The sequence below is a fragment of the Carboxylicivirga litoralis genome (assembly GCF_025499605.1).
GTDB lineage: Bacteria > Bacteroidota > Bacteroidia > Bacteroidales > Marinilabiliaceae > Carboxylicivirga > Carboxylicivirga litoralis.
This window is the reverse complement of the sequence record NZ_JAFMVC010000016.1, coordinates 1-21904: the sequence shown is the minus strand read 5'-3', so window position 1 is coordinate 21904 and position 21904 is coordinate 1. Positions and strand designations below refer to the sequence as shown.

General features: G+C 39.1%; 19 protein-coding genes. 6 read left to right on the top strand and 13 right to left on the bottom strand.

Annotated elements, in window-relative coordinates; genetic code table 11:
- Window positions 1–148: 148 nt before the first annotated feature.
- Both J1N10_RS14455 and J1N10_RS14450 read left to right on the top strand, forming a co-directional pair.
- Complete coding sequence (locus tag J1N10_RS14455) at window positions 149–751, top strand: porin family protein (RefSeq protein WP_262327435.1); 603 nt, start codon at window positions 149–151, stop codon at window positions 749–751.
- 197 nt (window positions 752–948) lie between these two features.
- Entirely contained in the window at window positions 949–1539 is a 591-nt protein-coding gene (locus J1N10_RS14450) for a PorT family protein (protein WP_262327434.1), read from the top strand.
- Window positions 1540–1621: 82 nt separating this feature from the next.
- Here J1N10_RS14450 and folE read toward each other — a convergent pair whose 3' ends face one another.
- The 5 genes from folE to J1N10_RS14425 form a co-directional block, all read right to left on the bottom strand.
- On the bottom strand, window positions 1622–2245 hold the full coding sequence (folE, locus tag J1N10_RS14445) for a GTP cyclohydrolase I FolE (protein ID WP_262327433.1): 624 nt from the start codon (window positions 2243–2245) through the stop codon (window positions 1622–1624).
- A gap of 102 nt (window positions 2246–2347) precedes the next feature.
- Window positions 2348–3070: a peptidase associated/transthyretin-like domain-containing protein gene (locus J1N10_RS14440; protein ID WP_262327432.1), complete on the bottom strand. Its 723-nt coding sequence runs from the start codon at window positions 3068–3070 to the stop codon at window positions 2348–2350.
- Window positions 3071–3207: 137 nt separating this feature from the next.
- A complete protein-coding gene (locus J1N10_RS14435; protein WP_262327431.1) occupies window positions 3208–3771 on the bottom strand; it encodes a nitroreductase family protein in 564 nt (187 codons plus the stop codon).
- A gap of 100 nt (window positions 3772–3871) precedes the next feature.
- Window positions 3872–4447 (bottom strand): superoxide dismutase, encoded by a 576-nt coding sequence (locus J1N10_RS14430; RefSeq protein WP_262327430.1) that lies wholly within the window; start codon window positions 4445–4447, stop codon window positions 3872–3874.
- 163 nt (window positions 4448–4610) lie between these two features.
- Window positions 4611–5213 carry a superoxide dismutase gene (locus tag J1N10_RS14425; RefSeq protein WP_262327429.1) on the bottom strand — a complete coding sequence of 201 codons (603 nt, stop codon included), beginning with the start codon at window positions 5211–5213 and terminating at the stop codon, window positions 4611–4613.
- Window positions 5214–5417: 204 nt separating this feature from the next.
- Between J1N10_RS14425 and J1N10_RS14420 the strand changes: the two genes are divergently transcribed.
- Window positions 5418–6713 (top strand): MATE family efflux transporter, encoded by a 1296-nt coding sequence (locus tag J1N10_RS14420; protein ID WP_262327428.1) that lies wholly within the window; start codon window positions 5418–5420, stop codon window positions 6711–6713.
- A gap of 59 nt (window positions 6714–6772) precedes the next feature.
- On the opposite strand, the gene J1N10_RS14415 is transcribed toward J1N10_RS14420, so the two are convergent.
- On the bottom strand, window positions 6773–7684 hold the full coding sequence (locus J1N10_RS14415; RefSeq protein WP_262327427.1) for a proline dehydrogenase family protein: 912 nt from the start codon (window positions 7682–7684) through the stop codon (window positions 6773–6775).
- 311 nt (window positions 7685–7995) lie between these two features.
- Here J1N10_RS14415 and J1N10_RS14410 point away from each other — a divergent pair, with 311 nt between their 5' ends.
- On the top strand, window positions 7996–12381 hold the full coding sequence (locus J1N10_RS14410; protein ID WP_262327426.1) for a PKD domain-containing protein: 4386 nt from the start codon (window positions 7996–7998) through the stop codon (window positions 12379–12381).
- A gap of 101 nt (window positions 12382–12482) precedes the next feature.
- Entirely contained in the window at window positions 12483–13538 is a 1056-nt protein-coding gene (locus tag J1N10_RS14405) for a PorP/SprF family type IX secretion system membrane protein (RefSeq protein WP_262327425.1), read from the top strand.
- 205 nt (window positions 13539–13743) lie between these two features.
- On the opposite strand, the gene J1N10_RS14400 is transcribed toward J1N10_RS14405, so the two are convergent.
- From J1N10_RS14400 to J1N10_RS14385, 4 genes are all read right to left on the bottom strand, one after another.
- Window positions 13744–14148, bottom strand: coding sequence for a hypothetical protein (locus tag J1N10_RS14400; protein ID WP_262327424.1), 405 nt, complete (start codon window positions 14146–14148; stop codon window positions 13744–13746).
- A gap of 129 nt (window positions 14149–14277) precedes the next feature.
- Window positions 14278–14718 (bottom strand): Hsp20/alpha crystallin family protein, encoded by a 441-nt coding sequence (locus J1N10_RS14395; protein ID WP_262327423.1) that lies wholly within the window; start codon window positions 14716–14718, stop codon window positions 14278–14280.
- Window positions 14719–15136: 418 nt separating this feature from the next.
- Window positions 15137–15736: an outer membrane beta-barrel protein gene (locus tag J1N10_RS14390; protein ID WP_262327422.1), complete on the bottom strand. Its 600-nt coding sequence runs from the start codon at window positions 15734–15736 to the stop codon at window positions 15137–15139.
- Between the two features lie 29 nt (window positions 15737–15765).
- Window positions 15766–16398 carry a DUF4136 domain-containing protein gene (locus J1N10_RS14385; RefSeq protein WP_262327421.1) on the bottom strand — a complete coding sequence of 211 codons (633 nt, stop codon included), beginning with the start codon at window positions 16396–16398 and terminating at the stop codon, window positions 15766–15768.
- Window positions 16399–16570: 172 nt separating this feature from the next.
- Here J1N10_RS14385 and J1N10_RS14380 point away from each other — a divergent pair, with 172 nt between their 5' ends.
- Window positions 16571–17050 carry a hypothetical protein gene (locus tag J1N10_RS14380; RefSeq protein WP_262327420.1) on the top strand — a complete coding sequence of 160 codons (480 nt, stop codon included), beginning with the start codon at window positions 16571–16573 and terminating at the stop codon, window positions 17048–17050.
- A 40-nt stretch (window positions 17051–17090) separates the two neighbouring features.
- On the opposite strand, the gene gdhA is transcribed toward J1N10_RS14380, so the two are convergent.
- Genes gdhA through J1N10_RS14365 form a run of 3 tightly spaced genes read right to left on the bottom strand, consistent with a single transcriptional unit; the run spans window position 17091 to window position 21791 of the window.
- Window positions 17091–18428 (bottom strand): NADP-specific glutamate dehydrogenase, encoded by a 1338-nt coding sequence (gene gdhA, locus J1N10_RS14375; protein WP_262327419.1) that lies wholly within the window; start codon window positions 18426–18428, stop codon window positions 17091–17093.
- A 16-nt stretch (window positions 18429–18444) separates the two neighbouring features.
- Window positions 18445–21456 (bottom strand): PEP/pyruvate-binding domain-containing protein, encoded by a 3012-nt coding sequence (locus tag J1N10_RS14370; protein ID WP_262327418.1) that lies wholly within the window; start codon window positions 21454–21456, stop codon window positions 18445–18447.
- 32 nt (window positions 21457–21488) lie between these two features.
- A complete protein-coding gene (locus tag J1N10_RS14365) occupies window positions 21489–21791 on the bottom strand; it encodes a hypothetical protein (RefSeq protein WP_262327417.1) in 303 nt (100 codons plus the stop codon).
- Between the last annotated feature and the right edge of the window lie 113 nt (window positions 21792–21904).

Here is a 21904-nt window from a genome sequence, read left to right as displayed (position 1 = left end):
TTTCTTTCCAACATTCTGATTGATTCGTGTTTAAAGCATGTCCACTTCTGATGTACCAAATCAGCCTATCATTTTTCGATAAGTGTTGGAATAGCACTGTATGTCTTATCTTTGTATGAGAAAAGATTATAAATTAAAAACCTTGAATATGAAAAAGCTATTGATAATTGCTGTACTGGCAATTGCAACCACCTCATCGTTTGCGCAAGATCGAATTGCCTTTGGTTTAAAAACCGGTTTTAACTCGACAAAAATAAAACTTAGCGATATTCCTGACAACGAAACAATCAAAAACGAAGCAAATAATGGCTTCTTATTTGGAGCCTATGGCCGGTTAAGATTATTTGGAAATTTAACTTTTCAACCGGAATTATACTATGCTAAAAAACAAAGTGATATTAGCGTAGTGTTGGTAGAAGGACAACCAAAAGAATCATTTGATGTAACTTTCCACACCTGGGACATCCCTTTATTAGTCAATATTAGGCTACTCGACTTAAAAGTAGCTAGTGTATATGGCGTAGCTGGTCCAGTTGCATCATTTAATGCCAATACAAAAACAGACCTTCCTGGTTACGAAGATGTCGATAGTGCCAACTGGACATTTCAAGCTGGAGCAGGTGTTGAATTCTGGCGTTTAACAGCTGATGTACGCTATGAGTGGGGGATGAAAGATATTTCTAAAGTTGACATCGGTCAGAAAACGAATGTACTCACCTTTGCAGTTGGTTTTAAACTATTTGGGATATAACTATGAGGATATTCTAATTCTATCAAATACTCAAATCTATGATGGCCGGATTCGCACTGAATCCGGCTATTTTTATGCTCTATAACCACCTGGCACCACCACCAGACAGTTGTGTAAATGTTGAAAACTAGCCCTTTACATTATACATATGTTTACCTACATTAGTATAATATTTTTATCAACTTAATTTTTTAACTATGAGAAGAGTAATGATGATAGGTCTTGTAATTGCAATGCTAGGCTTTGTTTCAAATGTAAATGCTAAAGATGATGGTCCAGATGGTCGTGGCATCCGAGCAGGTTATCAAAAAAGCTTTCTATCTGTTGATGGGGAAAAACTGACAGACAAATCTGACGGTTTTTACGTTGGCTTTTTTAAAAATAATAAAATAGCACCAATGCTAAGATGGCAAAGCGGTTTTGAGTATTATCAAGTTAAAGGAGCTAACGATTTTGCTGAACTTAAAGTACACTACCTTAGCATCCCTTTATCACTTCGACTTAAGCTAGGTCCTGTTTATGCATTAGGAGGACTCAATGGTGCTGTTCGTATTGCTGATAGTTACGACTCAAACATCGCAGGAACGCTACCTGAAATCCCTGGAATTGAAATTCCTAGTCTCACTGGCGAACCTGACCTTTCTCGCTGGGATGCTGGTGCTCACTTGGGTGTAGGTTTTAAGTTTTTAATGTTAGGAGTAGAAGCTCGATATAATTGGGGATTTGTTGACGTAATCGATGGCATGAACACCGAATATCTTCAAGTTGGCGCTTGCTTATTCTTCTAATTCAGATGCTGCGATAATATAACAAAGCCCGTTTTGAATTATCAAAACGGGCTTTTATTTTTTTTCTTTAAAGAAGCGGGCTTTAATGCAATTTGGAACTAATAATTTTCATAAACTCCTCACGGGTTGCCAGATTCTTCTGGAAAGCACCGGTAAAATCCGACGTCGTTGTTACTGAATGCTGCTTTTGAACACCTCGCATCTGCATACACATATGCTGCGCTTCAATCACCACAGCTACACCAAGTGGATTAAGCGTATTTTGAATACAATCTTTAATTTGTGTTGTTAGGCGCTCCTGCACCTGCAAACGACGCGCAAAAGCTTCTACCACACGAGCCAACTTACTGAGTCCGGTAATATGATGACGAGGAATGTAAGCGACGTGTGCTTTACCAAAAAATGGCAACATATGATGCTCGCACATAGAGTATAACTCAATATCTTTCACCACTACCATTTGCTGATAGTCTTCGCGAAACATAGCTGACTTAATAATCTCTTCCGGATCCATATGGTAGCCTTGCGTTAAAAACTGCATAGCCTTGGCCACTCGCAATGGTGTTTTTTCAAGGCCCTCGCGTGAAGGATCTTCACCTAATACTCCTAATATTTTATGATAATGTCCGGATAATTGTTCAGTTGTTTCATCATCAAACGATTCAACTTTTGTATATCCTTTATTTCCGTTTAATGTAAATTCCATTGTTTTGCTTTTGATAGTTCAATCTGTTGCAAGTCACAAAAGTGCTTATTTTCTTTTAATTTATTACTGATATTTATCTGATTTTGCCAACTATGAGTCGATTTAAGGCTCTTCTGTAACCTGATTATGCTGTTGTTCATAAATTCGTAATATTAAATCCAGTTCATTTCGATTTAGCGGTTGAACACTTACAGCTTTAACTTTTTGTTCGTTTGGTGGCACAAACAGGCGCATTAATGCCATATTATCTGAAGTAACACCCACTGTTTTTCCCGGTGGAATCTGCGTTTTATAAACAGTACTCCATGTTCGTTCCTGCAGTACCATACGATGGTTCATTTCCGCATCCATTCGAAGGGGTGTTTGCGTTAAAGCCTGGTATGTTGACGAACGGACATTATTGGTGGCATAAGCTTGCTCAGGCGTAATAATCAATGGCATCGTCTTGGCTTTGAGCGATAAATTTTCATAACGTGGCATAACTATCACCTCACTGATCAACACCGTGTCGCGGGTCAGAAACACACCCAGCATATAGTTATTGTGTTTTAACGAATCATTAACCTGAATGTAAGTATCCTTAAATCCTATATGTGAAAATTGGACTATTTCACCCTGTTGTGCCCAAAAAGAAAACTGTCCTTTCTCATCAGATGAAAAATTTTTAGCATTCAGGTTAAACCTCGAATAAGGTAAAACATTCAAACTATCTTGTTCAAAAACCACACCTGTAATACGAACTGAATCCTGATTATTGATTTGGGCAAACAAATACTGAGGCAAGCAACAAAGAATGAAGGTAATTATTAAATGGCATCGTGTCATAGCATTGAAAATTAGGGTGGATAATTACAATACTTTAATACAACAAACCAATACTACTTTTAGTTGAAATAAAAGATAGAGGATAAAAACAAAAAGCCCGGCTCATGATGACCGGGCTGCAAAACATACTAAAAGGCTCAAACAATAATATCTTTTAAATCGCGCTTTGGCACGTGATGCACCTGCTGTACATCGCGCCAATATTTGATACTTTCTTCTTTCATTTCTTCAAGCTTCACCTCTTCCTTGGGTTTTCCCAAAGCTATAACATGCACAATTTTAAGGTTATCCGACAAACGCAATTCACGTTGAAGCTGTAAACGGTTTAATGAGCCAATGATACATCCACCCAAACCTTTTTCAACAGCTCCTAACAAAATGCTTTGCGAGGCGATGCCATCATCACAAAAATAATTGGCCGATATTTCGGTATCATTCAGCATTACAATGTAGGCTGAAGGCTGCTCACCTTTCTCAGGCCCTGGCCAATCTTTTAAATATCCGGCCCACGACAGGTGTGGAAAGATCTTATCATTAAGTTCGGGTGAATTAGATAAGAAATATTTTAGAGGCTGGGCATTACGTGCAGACGGCGACAAACGCGCTAAATCAACTAATTCATGTAAAGTCTCAAGCTCCACCGGCTCATCATGGTGGAAACGTCTGTAGCTGCGATTTTTAAGAATTAAATCTTTAAGCATAAAAACGATTTTTAGTTATTGTTTATAGGGTAAAAAAGCGAGACTTAAGATACAAAAAATGTCATCAAGTCTCGCTTAAAATCGTTATTATTTCAATGTTTTAGTAGCGTGCCGAAATGACTTCCCAATCTAAGATGCTAAAGAATTCTTCGATGTACTTAGGGCGAAGATTTTGCTTATCTAAATAGTAAGCATGTTCCCAAACGTCACAAGTCAAAATTGGCGTTAACCCATTACGAAGAGGATTACCGGCATTGCTTTCTTTAACAATTTCCAATGAGCCATCTCCTTTTTTCACCAACCAGGCCCAGCCCGAACCAAATAAAGTAGCTGCGGCTGCAGAGAACGCTTCCTTAAATTTATCAAATGAACCAAACGAGGTTTTGATAGCATCGGCTAAAGCACCTGTTGGCTCCCCTCCTCCCTTAGGTTTAAAGGACATAAAGTAGAAAGTATGGTTCCACACCTGTGCACCATTATTGAAAATGCCTCCCTCCGACTTTTTAACGATTGTCTCTAAATCGGCATTTTCAAATTCAGTTCCTTTAACCAGGTTGTTTAAGTTATTCACATAAGCCTGATGGTGCTTCCCATAGTGAAACTCCATAGTGGTTTTAGAAATAACAGGCTCAAGCGCATCCAGCGCATACGGTAATTTTGGTAATTCAAAGTTCATATTTGTTCGTTTTAGATATTTGTCTTGGGATTAAACAAACATAGCAATTTTATGTTTTCAACATTCCAATAATATTTTGAGAAAGCGTAAAAACAGCAAGTTGATAACAAATAAAAAGGGAACTCACGTTTGAGTTCCCTTTTTCCCAGACAAAATGAACAAACTAAACTTTAAAACGTCTTGTTACTTCGTCCCAATTGATAACGTTCCAAAACGCACCAATATAATCAGGACGTCTATTTTGATAGTGTAAGTAATAAGCATGTTCCCAAACATCCAATCCTAAAATTGGTGTTCCTTTAACATCAGCAATATCCATTAATGGATTATCCTGGTTGGCAGTTGAAGTAACCGCCAATGAACCATCAGCTTGCTTGACCAACCATGCCCAGCCAGAGCCAAAGCGTGTTGCTGCCGCCTTATTGAATGATTCTTTAAAGGCATCAAACGTGCCAAATGCTTTATCAATAGCAGCTGCCAACTCGCCGTCAGGCTGTCCGCCTCCATTAGGAGACATTACTGTCCAGAATAAATTGTGGTTATAAAAACCACCACCATTATTACGAACAGCCACAGAATGTTGAGATACATTGGCTAAAATATCTTCGACACTTTTCCCAGCCAATTCGGTACCATCAACAGCAGCATTTAGGTTATTTGTATAACCTGCATGATGTTTTGAATGATGTATTTCCATTGTACGCGCATCAATATGTGGTTCTAATGCGTCGTAAGCATATTCTAATTTTGGTAATTCAAAAGCCATAATTCTTATTGTTTATTTGATTAAAATCAGATTAACGATTCAAAACTAAAAACTATTTGGAATTAGTCCAAATAAAATAAAGACTATTTTGTCTTTATTTTTAATTTCCTTCTTAAACAATCCTAAAACACTTAATTATTAGCCCTTTATTTAAAGAGTATTTTTAAACAAATAACTTATCTTCGTCGTCAGATTTCGCACAGCATGAATAAAGACATCCTCAAACTCGCCATTCCTAACATCTTAACCAACCTTACAGTTCCCCTGCTTGGCATGGTTGATATGCACCTGATGGGCTATCAGGATTCATCAGTTTTTATGGGTGCTGTGGCGCTGGGCGGTGTCATTTTCAATTTCGTATACTGGGGATTTGCTTTTCTTCGCATGAGCCTTAGCGGAATGGCTGCCCAGGCTTTTGGCCGTAATAACACCACCGAAATGGCCATGATGTTGTTCAGAGGCCTGTTTTTAGCCCTAAGTGCCGGCTTGCTGCTATTACTACTTCAAAAGGGCGTAGTCGGCCTAAGTTTGCAAATATTGGAAGGCAGCCCAGAGGTTAAAAAGCTAGCAGCGGATTATTTCTATGTTCGCATCTGGGCCGCTCCACTGGCTATATCCTTAATGGTTATTAATGGTTGGTTTCTGGGTATGCAAAATGCCATATACCCCATGATTATTTCCATCACCATTAATATTGTAAATATTCTATCCTCCTTCTTTTTTGTTAAGGTGATGAATATGAAAGTAGAAGGGGTAGCACTAGGCTCGGTTGTTGCTAACGGCATCGGTTTTAGCTTGTCCATTATCCTATTTATGAGAAAATATCGCCACATATTGCGAGAGTTTAACATTAAGGAAGTCCTTAACAAGAGTGGTCTGCTTGGTTTTTTAGATGTGAGTGGAGATATTTTTCTACGCACACTATGCATCATTGTTGTATTCACCTTCTTCACCTCAAAGTCGGCCGGAACAAGTGACTTAATACTGGCAGCCAACAGTGCTTTGTTGCAATTTCTATTCTTATTCTCTTATTTCTTAGATGGTTTTGCTTATGCGGCCGAGGCCTTGGTCGGTAAATTTACAGGTGGCAAAAATATTACTGAAATCAAACGAACCGTTCGCTATCTGTTTGGCTGGGGCATAGCATTTGCGTTAATTTTTGTTGCTATTTACGGAGGCTTTGGCAAAAATATCCTGTTCTTGTTTACTAACCAGCCAGAAGTCATTAAGGAGGCCAGCATCTATTTACCTTGGCTCATCCTGTTACCTGTCACAGGTTTCTCTTCATATATATGGGATGGCATATACATTGGAGCCACCGCTTCGCGCCTCATGCGCAATACAATGCTATTAGCAACTATTGTTTTTTTCTCAATTTTCTATTCCCTGAAATCAAGTCTTGCCAACCATGCTTTATGGCTGTCTATGAATTGCTTTATGCTTGGACGAGGTTTATTCCAAACTTTCTTTTATAGCAAGCTAAACATCTTTAAGCAATAAAAAAATGGCACTTCACCCAAAATGAAATGCCACTTAACTATTCTATAACAATTCTTAATCTATCCTTTAATAAACAACGACTTGATTATATGGTTCGCCATTTTGGGGTTTTCCTTCAAACGACGTGTACTGTATCCAAACCAATCTTTTCCATATGGCACATACACGCGCATCTTATAACCTTTATCCAAAATTTCTTTACGCAATTCAGGCGTTACACCATACAACATCTGGAACTCAAATTGCTCATTGGGAATATTATTCTCTTCAATAATCTTAATAGCACCATCAACCAATTTACGATCGTGGGTTGCAATACCAACATATACCTTATTCTTTAATAAATATTCCAGGTCCTTCAGGTAATTCTCATTCACCACGTGGTAATCTTTATAAGCAATCTCCTTAGGCTCCACATAAATACCCTTGCACAGACGATAGTTGATCGGGGTTTCTTCTGTATGAATATCCATTAAACCCTCTAAATCCGGTAGAGTTCGTTTCAGATAAGCCTGAAATACCAAACCAACATTTTTAGGAAACTCTGCTTTTAACTTACGGAACAATTCAATTTCTAAGTCCACACATTTTGAATCTTCCATATCAACACGTACAAAATTACCATACGAAGCCGCTTTCTCAACAATCTCTCGAATGTACTGATAGCAAACAGCCTCATCAATCAACAAGCCAAAACTAGTTGGTTTCAAGGAATAATTTCCATCAATTTTATCTTGTTCAAAGCGCTCAATAATTTGCAGGTATTCATCTTTGTTTTGCTTAGCCTGATCGAGATTTGTAATAAATTCTCCCAACAGGTCAACCGTAATCATCATACCTTTATCATTCAACTGCTTTGAAGCTATAATTGCTTCATCAATTGTTTCGCCTGCTATGTACTTCTTCGAAAAAATCCAGACGAATTTCTTTGGGAAGTAAGGTAATGTTCTTGCAATTAATTTATTCACCATTGTAGATTTCCTTTTAGTTAGTTTTTGAAAAAGTTGCTATTTATCGGAACATAACACGCACAATTGCGTAACACCGACAGAAAGTCAATAGCAATATTTTGATTTCCCAGGAAGTAATTCTTGAATTCAGACAGGTAAATTTTAGAACACTTTTGAAGATAAAAAATGACTAAACTCACCTTTTAGCCAAAACCACCAGAAACATGATATAAATCAGTGTATTGAAAATCAATAAAAGTCGTATAAAAACGATATTATAACATACTCCTGTTAGTTAAATTGATAACAGGCCAATCTTATTAAAAATGCTTATGGACGGTAAAATAAAAGCAATTTTAATAGTATTAGGCATACTATATCCTTTTCTAAACGGGCATTCCCAAGATTGCAATGTGAATGTTCAAACCAGAGGAGGCCTTTTCACGCCTTTAAACCGGTGTGCACCAGTCACAGTAGAATGGACGCCTTTTTATACTCTACTTGAAGATATTAGTGGACAGAACGTTGAGTTCCTGTTCGATTGGAACGATGGCAATGTTGAGTTTGTCACAGCAACACTTGAAGATGCTGCTACCCGAAAATGGTCTATCCCTACTATCACTCACGATTACGATAGCGACCAGTGCCACTACAACCCCGAGTTATTTATTGTGGTTGATGGTGTTATTTGCGAAAACTCATTACGCTCCGAAACCGTCATTGTATGGGATACTGATGATCGAAATGGTGGTGAAATTTCAATTGAACCACGCGTATTCCCTATTTGTGTTGGCAACAGTGGCAGTGTGACATTTATGGACAATAGTCAATGGAACTGTGTCCCACCAGATGAAGACGATTCGCCCAACAACTATAAACGTTGGATACAATGGATATACGGAACCAACAATGGCGCGGCTAACTTCATTGATAATGCACAAGTTAATGGCGTAGTAAGAACGTATCCCTATACCGGTTCAATTGATGTTACATCAGAGCCTATTTTGGCTCCAACAGCTCCCTGGAATGAAGCATTACCTATTTTTGTTCCGGCAGGCAGAGCTGTCGGCGATGAATTTGAAATCACCCTTAACAACTGGAACTATTGTAATCCCTACGACCAAGGTTATCCTCCTGTAACAACAACAGCCATTGTTTTAATTGTTGATGATCCAGATGGCAGCATCGTGCCTGTCGGTCCGTTTTGTGAAAATGATAACCCTATTATACTAACTCCTGCCACTGAAGGCGGCCAATGGTCGGGTAATGGTATTACTGATGAGTGGACCGGTGAATTTGACCCTTCTGCTGCAGGTCCTGGCGATCATACAATTACTTATTATGTAGAAGATGGCAATAGTTGTAGTGCTACAGGAACAACAACAATCACCGTTCTGGATTCGCCACTGGCTAACATTTCAACAGGGCCCGAAGCGCATTTATGCCCGGGAACACAGCTACAGGTTAATGGCAATCCCACAGAAGGACAATTACCATATACTCATTTATGGACAGGCGACATTGCACCATTAAACAATGTTAATATCGACAATCCGGTATTTGAAACGATTAATGAAGGAACCTATAATCTAACATACCGTGTTACCGACAATAATGGCTGCTTTGACGAACAAACGGTCAGCATAGGCGTCGATTCAGTAAGCATCCACTTTCTGAACACGGAACTTATTCTTTGCTCCGGACTAACACAAACATTGGAACCAAATCCATCTGGCGGTTCAGGCACCTTTGTATTTCATGAGTGGAGCGGCGATCGCACCGATTTACTTTCGGCAACTGATATAGAAAACCCCATATTTAACTCAACAACACCTGGACTTTACAAATACCAATACATCGTTCGCGATTCATATGGTTGCGAAGATGTAGACAGTATTTATGTCAATGTATTCGAGCAACCTGCCAGCCAGGCTGGGGCTAACGATAATGCTTGTGGTTTGACCTACCAACTGCAGGCGGTTCCTTATGTTGGGATTGGCCAATGGAGTTTAACATCGGGACCCGGAGCCATTAATTTCTCCAACATCAACGACCCAAATTCAACGGTGACCATTGACCAATACGGCGATTATGTGTTTGCCTGGACTGAAGATAATAATGGCTGTAGTGATGTAGATGAAGTGACCATTACCTTTATTGAGATACCAAATCCTACCGTGATGAACGATGCGGACACATGCGGGCTAAACTACCTGCTTATAGCTCAGGAAGACATCGGAGTTGGGATATGGGAGCAAATTTCGGGTGGTGGTTCGGCATCTTTTGCCGATGCTGATTTCGCATCTACAGTTGTTACAGTTTCTTCGCCCGACACTTATCAATTTGCCTGGATTGAAGACAATGATGGCTGCCTGGCGGGCGACACTGTCAGCATTGAATTTTATCCGGTACCTGTGGCCAGTGTTGCTCCTTTCGATGATGAATCGTGCAGCCCAACGGAGGTTGCTTTTACCAACACCTCAACCGATGCTGACACCTACTTTTGGGACTTTGGTGATGGCTTCATCTCAAACCAGAGCAACCCAAGCCACTCGTTTACCAACAGTGCATTCACACCTGTTGACTACACCATTGAATTAAGAGCTTCCAACAGCTATGGTTGTGCCGACACCAGCGAGTATACAATAAAAGTTCTACCTACACCTATCGCTAAGTTTGATAACGATGAAGAACCAGCTTGCAGTCCTTTAGAGTTAGAATTTACAAACCAATCAGAAGGCGCTACAAATTATGAATGGTTGTTTGGCGATGGCGAATCCAGCACGATTGAGCATGCCACTCACACCTATATTAACGCCGAGCATTATGTGCAGTCGTTTAATATTGAACTAATTGCCAGTAACAGTTATGGCTGCCGTGATACTCTTGATAAATACATTACCGTATATCCTTTAGTCGAATATGGCTTTGACGTGTCACCCCTGGAGGGTTGTCATCCGTTAAAAGTTGATATGTTAGCAGAACCGGGTGCCTATTCATATAAATGGGAATTTGGAGATGGACAATCAATTGATGGTGCTAATATAGCTACGCACATTTTTGAGAATACTGAAGCTAATCCTAAAGAGTTTAGCATTAAGCTGCACACCAGCTCTGTTTTTGGCTGTCGCGACTCGTCAGAAGCGACGGTGCGGGTTCTTCCTTCTCCCAAAAGCCAGTTTGAATTATCAGATAATGAAGGTTGCTCACCTTTTATTGTTCAATTCAACAACCAGTCAACCGGAGCCAACACAAGCAATTGGTTTTTCGATGATGATACAAACACTGAAACAAGTGGAAATGCAAATACTTCACACCAATACATTAACCCAGAGTTAGCCCCCATCTCATTTCAGCCCAAATTAGTGGTTGAAAACGATTATGGTTGTAAGGATTCCACCACGCACTTTTTAAATGTATTTCCTAAAGTTACAGCGTCAATATCAGATGGTGGAGCTGGTTGTACACCGTATTTCGAAAGCTTACTGAATAATTCAGTTGGTGCCAACCTATTTACATGGAACTTTGGCGATGGCAATACCTCAAACAGCTTCAATGGTCATAATGAGTACATCAACAACACACTTGAAGATCAGAATTACCAGGTAGAGATGATTGCCGAATCACCTTACGGTTGTAGCGACACAACATATACATACGTTACTGTTTATCGTCGACCAGCGCCTAATTATACTCTTTCACCAACTGAACTACAAATGCCTGAATCAACCATTAACATTAGTAATCAAACACAAGGCAATGGATGGGATTACCGATGGCTATTTGGTGATTCGCAAACCAGTGTTGAAAAAAATCCGGTAACGCATACTTATGCTGCATCCGGAGAATACGAAGTTTGGTTGCGGGTTAATGGCGAACACTGTGCCGACTCATTAATGCAACTTGTTACTATTTACCCAACCCTACCCGCTATTGATTATGGGCCTGATACTGAAGGTTGCCCGCCTCTTGACGTGCAGTTTTACAATAACACAATTGATGCTCACACCTATTTCTGGGACTTTGGCGATGGCAATGTATCATCAGAAAAGGAACCCAAGCACACATTTCATACACCAGGCAAATACAACGTAAAACTAATGGCTGAAGGACCAGGCGGCCTGGCTGAAGCAGATAATGTAGAAATCTGGGTTTATGACAAGCCACTGGCCAACTTTGAGGTTCGGCCAACCTTGGTCAAACTACCTGAGACGGTTTCGTTTATTAATCTTTCAGAAGGTGCAGTGAGCTATTTATGGGATTTTGGCGATGGAAAAAAATCAACCGATCATTCGGTACAATATCAATATGAAGAAGCGGGCGTTTACGATGTAACACTACAAGCTATCAGCGAACAAGGCTGTATTGACGAATACATAATGCGCGAGGCTGTTATTGCCGAAGAAGCTGGCAGCATCAGTTTCCCAAATGCCTTTACACCTAATCCGGCGGGTTCTTCAGGAGGAAGTTACAAACCAGGTTCGTCCGAAAACTTTGTCTTCTATCCATTTGTTCACGAAGGCATTGTTGAATATGAGTTAAGAATCTATACACGTTGGGGCGAACTTATTTTTGAAAGCCAGGATATCAACGTTGGTTGGGATGGTTATCATCATGATAAAATATGTCCGGGAGGCGTATACATCTGGAAAGTCAGGTGTCGCTTTTCAAACGGCAATATTGAAGTAAAAACAGGAGATGTAACACTATTTAGGTAATGAAACGAGCATTTAAATTTTAATTATCCAAATTTCATCCCAAAGGATGATTAGAATTTATTGTGAGTTCCATGTGACAATTGAAAGATAAACCTGAACACATGAAAAAAGCTCTATACATACTATTGTTCCTTACAACGATGATGGCCAAGGCACAGGATCCGCATTTTTCGCAGTTCTATGCCAATCCGTTATACCTCAGCCCCTCGCTGGCAGGCTCAACTGATGGTGGACGCCTGATTGTGAATTACCGTAACCAATGGCCTGAGATATCAAAAGCATTCTCAACCTATGCCATATCATTCGATAACTTCTTTCCTTCGTTTAATAGTGGTATCGGGTTTTACCTGATGCAAGACAGGGCTGGTAGTGCGGGATTAACCACCACAAATGCAGCCTTTCAATATTCGTATAACCTGATCATATCTGATTACTGGCAGGTTGTCCCTGCTATTCAGTTTGAATATGGGAATAAAGCTGTTGATTTCACAAAAGCTATTTTCCCAGATCAGCCACCTATGTCGGGCGGTTCAACAGGTGCCTACAATCGTCTTTCAAATGATCAGATTCATTACATCGATTTAGCTAGTTCGGTATTTCTATATTCTCCAAAATATTGGATGGGTGTTACCGTTGACCATTTGGCTAAACCCAACTATACCTTTTTAAATGAAGAATCGAAAGCTGAATTAAAATACACCGTTTTTGGTGGTATGAACATTTGGAGTGAACGTCGAAGAAACAAAGCGCAAAGGGCATTTTCAACCAGTTTCAGATACCAGCGACAGGCCGAATTTGAACAATTGGATTTAGGTGTTTACTGGCATAACTCTCCACTTGAAGTAGGTGTGTGGTATCGTGGTATTCCTTTAATCAAAAAAGCTGAAGGCAGCGCTGCTGTTAACCAAGATGCTATCATTGCTTTATTGGCTTATGATTTAGGACCAATCAGGGTTGGATACAGTTACGACATTACCATTGGCAGCCTTGGCTGGTCAACAGCCGGCGCTCATGAACTATCGCTTATTTTTGAGTTTAACCAACGGACCCGTTTACGCTCGGGCGGTCGTCGTCCTGCTGTTCCCTGCAGTGAAAGCGCTAATCCACTTAATAGTATTGGAGGAAAGTATACACGCAAAAAACGGAGATTATATTAAGAAACTGTTTAAGTTTTATACTTTGGTTTATTTTGACGACTTAAGCCCTCATATTTCTGCAAAACTTCTTTAAATAGCGATGCTATTCGCATCAGTTTTGCTTCATCTGAGAGCATAATTCATTCAAAATAATTCACAAAAACAAAATTTAAACAGTTTCTAATAACCGGAGTTTTAAAATTTAAATCGAACTCGGATTAATACTTTACCATTCATCATCATTGTAATCATCACGCTCAACTTCATCGTACCAGAGATCTACATCTACTGAATCGTATTCGGAGCCATAAATGACTTTATAAAAGGTGATGGTGACTGTTGTCGACTTCTTTGATGAAAGGTATCCGATATAAGCACTTTGTTGCTCAATCTCTTTGCCGTCTTTTATTAGCGACGCATATACTGTAAGATCACAGGCATCTAGCTGCCCTTTATTTTTTACCTTTACTTCCAATATAGCTCTACCTTCAGTGATTTTATTGATGGATGACTTTTCCACCACCTCGCATCTGGCTTCCTGATGACCATAAAGCGCTTCATCGAGTATCTGTTCGCACGATGATACGATTAACACTAAAAGAAGAAAAAATAGAGTTCTAACAGGTTTCATAATAGATTAGGTTGATTACATATACATGACAATCAGATAGGCCATAACACTTAAGTCCTTTTAATACAAAAAGGCCACCTTTCGGCAGCCTTCAAATCACATCCATTATGAAAAAGTATTCTTGAAAAATTAAAAAATATCAATCAAACGCTTTGGTTTTGGCTTCGCCTCCTCCTTTTTAGGAAGTGCAATGTTTAAAATACCATTTTCGTATTTCGCTTCAATTTTCGATTCTTTTAGCTTATCCTTTGGTAAGGTAAACGACCGCTTGAAAGAACCATAGTTAAACTCATAATGCGAATATTGCTTTTCTTCTTTCTTAGTCTCTTTCGCTGCCTCAATAGTCAGAATATTGTTATCTAATTCAATATTAAAATCTTTTTTGTCAAAACCAGGAGCAGCCACTTCAATTGCAAAAGCTTCATCCGTTTCTTTGATGTTTACCTTCGGCGTGTTAAAATATTGACCGCCTTTTAAAAAATTTGAATCATTTAAGAATTCATTTCCAAAAAAGTGATTTAATAAACTTCCTGATTGTGGATACCTGTTGTTAAATCTTACTAGTGTCATGATAAAATCTCCTATTATTTAAATTTTTAATTGTTTTCTGTTCTGACTGCTTTAGTTCAATGATAGTGCCATTCGAACATATAAGTCAGATTGTCAGAATCTTAACAGATATCGGTGTCATTTTGACTGCCATCGCCAAGAAAACACGCCATTATGTCATTAACATTTAAATAACACTTGGTAATCTTTATTTAAACTATAAATAACAAAGAGGTAACCGGTAGCTGATGCTAAAAGAAGACATTTGTCACCGTTATGAGAGTTATTTTCCTCCCAACAATTCCTGTGTGTATAGAGGTTGCCTAGTGCAACCTCTTTTTTAGGAAACAAAAAAGCGAGCTGCAATTCGCAACCCGCCTTATGTTCATTCCTAATATTTAACGCATCAAATATCAGGCATTAGATAATCTTACTTTCCCTAATAATCCCAGCTAAAACCAACATTAATACCCAACCAGTTTTGTTGAGGCAGATCCGAAGATTTAAACGAGGTACTGTAATCAACACTTATCGCTAAACTAGTACGGTAATTAAAAGGGATTAAAAAGCCTGCTTTTGGTGCCACCGACCAGGTCCATCCTTTATCACTTGATGAAAAGAGTCCGTTATCACGTCTTTGCTCCATATAATAGGTACCAGCTGCTAAACCAACAAAAGGTCTAATAACTGCATCGTCTCCAGCAAAATAGAACTTACCTGTCGCTTGAATTGGTATGGCATTCAGGTATCTATATTCGTTACTTGTAATGGCTCCATTAACATCCGACAGAGGTTGTGTACCTCTATCTTTTGCTTCATAAAAGGTATTCCATCCAATTAAAAAGCCAAGGCCTAAATTAGGGTTCACCAATTGTTCAAATTCAATATTTGCACCACGAAAACTGGCCGGATTAATATAATCTTTGGTATCACCCATTGGCAAAGCCATTCCGTAATAAGCATTTGTTTTAGTTTGTGCACTTACCCCAATACTTATTATTGCAAGCGCCACTATTATAAAGGACTTTATTCGTTTCATTTCATTCTAATTAGTAGGTTAGGTATATGTTAGTTAAAAGGTGCCTGATTAAAAAGCTCATCTATTCCTCGCTCAATACGATCACCTATGTACTTATCACTTCCTTGCAACAGACCATCTAATACCCCGTCATATACCAAAGGCACCGTTTCTTCAGCTTCATTTTTATTTTCATAATCAGCCATTTCAATGACCACAGAACCTGTTTTGTAACTATAGTACACAGGGTACCAAGGATAATATCCACCCCATCCCCAATCAGGATACCAGGGGTAGTAACCACCCCACCAGCCACCACCAGGAATCCAGGCAGCACCCGAGTTATTTTGTTCAATAATAGAAATAGCCACAATAACAGAAGTGTCGGCAGCAATAGTTTTTGCCTCCGTCATACCTAATGCACCTAATTCACTTCGCATTTGTCCTAAAATATCAGCATCATGGATTCGTTGCGGATCATCTACTTCCTCACCATTTTTTACATATAGAATTTCTTCTGGTAAAGAGTACGTTTTTCCATCCAGGTTCTTCCAATTGTAACTATCATCAAATATTGAAATAGATGTATCTAACTCATCCACATACTCAGCCCCTCCCGGATAGCAGGCATACACTGCAAAAATAAGTACTATGGGCATTAAAAATCTCAGTCTTGTTTTCATTATAGATTATTCGTTTAAGGTTAGATGAATTAACTTTTAACAGCTTGATTCACCAAATAATTTTAAAAATTCACTCTCTAAATATTGCTTAATAAAAATACTGGTTAAAAAACAAATATATGATCATTTTGGTTTATTTTAGTATATACATATTTTTAACCAATACATAATAATGATGAAAAAACTTCTTTACGTATTTATTTTATGCTCATTTGCTATTCTTCCTGCAAATGCACAAAACACGGATCAGGAAATAGGATTGATAGGTTCCATATTGAAATCAGAGATTAAAGTGTTTTTCGCACAGAATATTGAATTAAAAACCAACGAATCAGAAACGTTCTGGTCAATATATGACCAATATGAATCAGACTTAAGAACAACTAGTAATCAAAGAATTGATTTACTTAAGCGAATAATTGAAAAAGGCGACGAGTTAACAGAAAAAGACCTGGATTCAAAAATTTCTGAGCTCAACAAAATCAGTAAAAAGCGGATTGATTTAAGATACAAGTACTATAAATTATATAAGAAAAAAATAAATGTAAAGGTGGCCTCTCAGTTTTACCAAATTGACTCTTACATATTCACACACATATCTGCTGCCTTAAACGAAGGTATTCCTTTGATCATTCCCAAAACTGATGAGTAATACCGTTTACTAATACAAAGGCCAGTACAGCTGGCCTTTTTCACACCACCCCCTGATCTATCATAGCTTCTGTTACACGTTGAAAAGAAGCCACATTTGCCCCTTTTAAATAATCAATTTGTCCATTGGGCTGCAAACCAAATTTTCGACATAAATCATAGGTATGCTCCATAATATCCTGCAACCGCTTGTCAACCTCTAACTCCGACCAATTGACTTTCATATTATTTTGCGCCAACTCCAATGACGAAATAGCTACGCCTCCAACATTAGTTGCTTTACTGGGCACATAAACAAGACCTTTTGCAGCAAATAGCTCAACAGCCTCCTCAGAACATGACTGATCAGCTCCTTCGATTAAGTAGGTGCATTTATTCTCTATTAAACTATTTGCCTCATCAATACCAATCTCGTTTTGAATAGCACATGGAATGGCAATATCACATTCCACTTCCCAGGGTTTTTTGCCCTCATGATAGAGCGTACCTGGATATTCGATGGAGTAAGGCCGTATCAGATCCTGTGAAGTAGCACGTAACTCAAGGAGATACTCCAGCTTACCTTCATCTATACCATTTGGATCGTATACATATCCATCAGGACCCGAAACAGTAACAACTTTAGCACCTAAGGCATTTGCCTTTTTTATGACACCATAAGCCATATTCCCGAATCCGGAAATAGCAATCCGTTTCCCCGCCAACGAGTCTTCGTATCCACTTAGTAATGACTTAAGGAAATAAACTACCCCAAAGCCATGCGACTCAGCCTTAAGTTTGGTACCACCCCAATCAGGTGATTTGCCTGTAAAAGTGCCATTATGTTTATGGCTAAGCTTTTTAAACATACCAAACATATAGCCAATTTCGCGACTGCCAACACCAATATCACCTCCTAAAATATCAATATCGTCACCCAGAACATCCCACAATTGCAACAAGTAGCTTTGACAGAAGCGCATGATTTCAGCTTCAGATTTTCCTTTGGGGTCAAAATTTGCTCCGCCCATCGCTCCGCCTAATGGCAATGAGGTCAGGCTGTTTTTAAATACTTGCTCAAAAGCCAGCATTTTTACGGTTCCTAATGTCAGGGCCGGATGAAAGCGCAAACCGCCTTTATATGGCCCCAATGTATTATTATATTGAACACGATATCCTCTGTTAACAATGACCTTCCCCTCATCGTTTAGCCAAGGTACCTTAAACATCAACACTCTATCCGGCTCCGTTAATCGTTCTAAGACAGCAGCATTTTTTAACCGATAATCATCACTAATCCATTCCTGAACAGATGACAGAAATATTCTGACACTCTGAATAAACTCCTGTTCGTTGGAATTAAATCGTTGCAGCTTGATTAAAAACTTATCTAAATTCATAACACCACTATTTTAATTAATGCAAACTATAGTCAGACGAATCATCCGTTTCGGTCTGCTTATCTTTTAAAGGAGGCATAACCACACCAATACCCTTTTGGCCGTCTATCTTTATACAACAAGAATCTGCTAACTGCACATGTCGAATAAATTCATCCTCATACACTGCTGGCAAACTATCAAGAAACTGTACATCAATAAAGCCATCGCCAATTGAAGGTGTTACCGTGAAATAACCTACGCGCAGACTGGTTAAATTTTGGAAGAAGTGAGTCCCCTGGCTTGGGTCGACCCGATAATTCTCCAACCCGGTTTCTACAATTAATCGTGCCGCTGATATTTGCGTCCACTTAACGGGCACTCCCAGCCAAGGATCCTGCGAGCCCCATCGCCCTGGACCAATTAATATATATGGCTTGTTATTAGCATGAAATGGTGCATTTAACTTTTCAATAATCGGCACTAACTTGGTATTATTGGCAGGGTTAAAATTAGCCGATTTAATATAGATGATGTCCTGAATATCGTCGATAACACCATTACCCAATGCCGATTTCGAATGCACCAGTGTTTCTTCGGGTTTTATCTCTTCTAATTTTTCTGTAATCGACTCTTTTGAATCGACAATTGGACGAATCTGAAGCAAATAAAAGACAGGTGGCTGTCCTGATGGCACCTGTAGGTCAACAGCAAATTCAACTTCAACGGGTTGATTCATCTCTTTTTGACCAATTTCTAATACCTTTTCAATGATTGGCGCCAATGGAAAGGCATCGTATTTTAACACATTAGCAAAAGTGACCAGGCGCAGTCCTTTAGCCATTAATCCATCACGAATCATATGATTATTATAATCGTATACCGAACCCACCCATCGTAGCGTCCCATGGGCTTCCGCAGTTTTTAAGTCTAATTTCACAATATTCACCGAATCATTGACTGAGGGTCGAAAGCTCGATGACTTCATATCCAAAGCAAAGAAGCTCTTTTGTGTTTCGCGAACCGCCATATCGGTGCTGGACAATTGCAATATTTTTTGAGGATACTTAGGTGAAAAACGTAATGAAGCACTTCCTTCCACAATATGTTTCCCCAATCCCATAGCCACATTGACCGTACCATGCTCTGCTTTTTCAGGCTCAATTGGGTAAAAGTTAACCGAACGACCAACACCAGAAAAAGTAGGATAAAAAACATCGCCATGCCGCTGTCCAACCACCTCTTGCAACACAATGCCCATACGTTCTTCATCAATCACGTTCATCGTGGCTTCCATGTAGCGCTTGCTCGAGCTATAAAAGGCCGATGCGTAGACACATTTGATTGCGTCACATAGCTGAGACAAAACAATATTCTCTTCATCACTATTAGCAATCATATATGTTGAGTAGATACCCGCGAATGGCTGATAATGACTATCCTCCAATACACTTGATGAACGAACTGCAACGGGTCCTTTGGCGATGGATATCAATTTGAATAAATCACCATGGATGCGCTCTGGTAAAGGCGATTTAACAAAAGCACTTAATATCTCCTCATCGCTTGCTTCTGACAATGCTATGGGGTATAATTCATTTACTTCCATAAATTCCTCAAACACATCTGTACTCAATACAACCGTTCGGGGAATGGTCACTATCACATTATCTAAGGCATGAAACTCATTATACTTTTTAATCAGTAGATTAAGAAAGGCCAGCCCACGAGCCTTTCCTCCGATGGTTCCATCTCCAATGCGTGTAAATGTCAGATACTCATCAAATTTATCGCGATAAAACTTGGCAATCACACCACGTGCTTTACTGTATCGAAAATTAGCAATGGTATCGAACAAAAAGCGCTTGGTGGCATCCAGATTGGCAAAATCCTCTACTTTCAAATATTTAATCACTTCTGCTACCGCAAACAGGGCACGGGCATTTAACCATTTCGAAACATGGTCGCGCTGAAAATGATAGAACAACGATTCATCAGGTATTTGAAACAGTTTTTCTTGTAATTCTTTCAGGTTACTCACGCGACCAACTTCCTGTCCTGTTTTCGGGTCAACAAAAACAAAATCGCCAAAAGCCAGGTATTTATTAATAAAAAGCTTGAGGCGGCGTAATAATGACGAGGAGTGCTTAAATAGAAATCCTACTTTAAGCTCTTTTGCCACCGACTCCAGGCTTCTGTTAGATGACTGCAACAAAAACGGCATGTATTTATTGCGTTGCTTCACATGCCGGGCCAGTTTAATACCCGCCTCGGTATCTTTAATACCACCTTTATTGTACGACACATCGGAGATGATACCTAACAAATTGTCTTCATACTTTTCATAAAGCTCAACAGCTTCTTCGTAGGTACGTGCCAGCAAAATTTTAGGGCGCCCGCGCATGCGCATCATTTTTTGATGCTCATTCAAGCCTTCATCCATAAACTTCTTGGCCTGTTTAAGGATAATCCGATAAATCAGCGGCAGATAACTCGAGTAAAAACGAACGGAATCTTCCACCAGAAGTATGGTTTGCACCCCAACTTCCTCAACATCATGTTCCACATTCATCTCATCCTCAATCAACTTAATGATGGCCAGCATGATATCGGCATTACCCAGCCAACAAAATACATAATCAATTGCACTGGTATCTTCACGACTCATGCGCACCGATACCTCGCGCGAAAAGGGCGTTAGCACAACAATGGGGATAGACTCGTAAGATTCCTTTACTTTTTTAGCCATTGAAAAAGGGTCCATACCGCCAATACTCAGCATGGTAATAACCAAATCAATCTGATCGTATTTCAACACTTCTAATGCCTCCTCCGACGTTTCCACATGAATAAATTGAGGTGGATAACGCAGGTTGAGTGAGACGTATTCATTAAAAATCTGTTCGTCAATCCGACCATCTTCATCCAGCATAAAGGCATCATAACCGCTACAAATAAGCAGTACTTTGTGGATACGTTTTTGCATCAGGTGACCAAATGGTGTGTCGGAAAAATAGCTTGCTTGCTGAATATTAATTGGTTTAGTCATTATTTATCTTTTCAGACCTTAAGGTCTACAAATTATAATTTTATTAGAGCCTCAATATCTTGATAATCGATATTGTCATGATGATACGAAATAAAACCTTTAACCCCATCAAAACACCCTACAAGCTTATCTCTTTGTAGTTTCGTTTCCTTCAAACTAATAATGCTTTGATATGAGCTCCAACAATATTCAATCATGTGATCACAAAAACCATGGTGAACAGTATTATTATGAAAATAGTCATAATTATCTGACTCTTTGAAGAGGTTTTCTCCATTACGGGCCTTAAAAATATGATAATATCTCCCGTGTTCCAGGTTCAGGTTTTTATTCATATCTAATTTCATTTTAAGGAGGGTGTCCAAAAATCAAAAAAGGAATACGGTCACTGAGCGGAGTCGAAGTGATTATGCATTGAAAATCAACTTTATTTAAATTTCATCTCGAC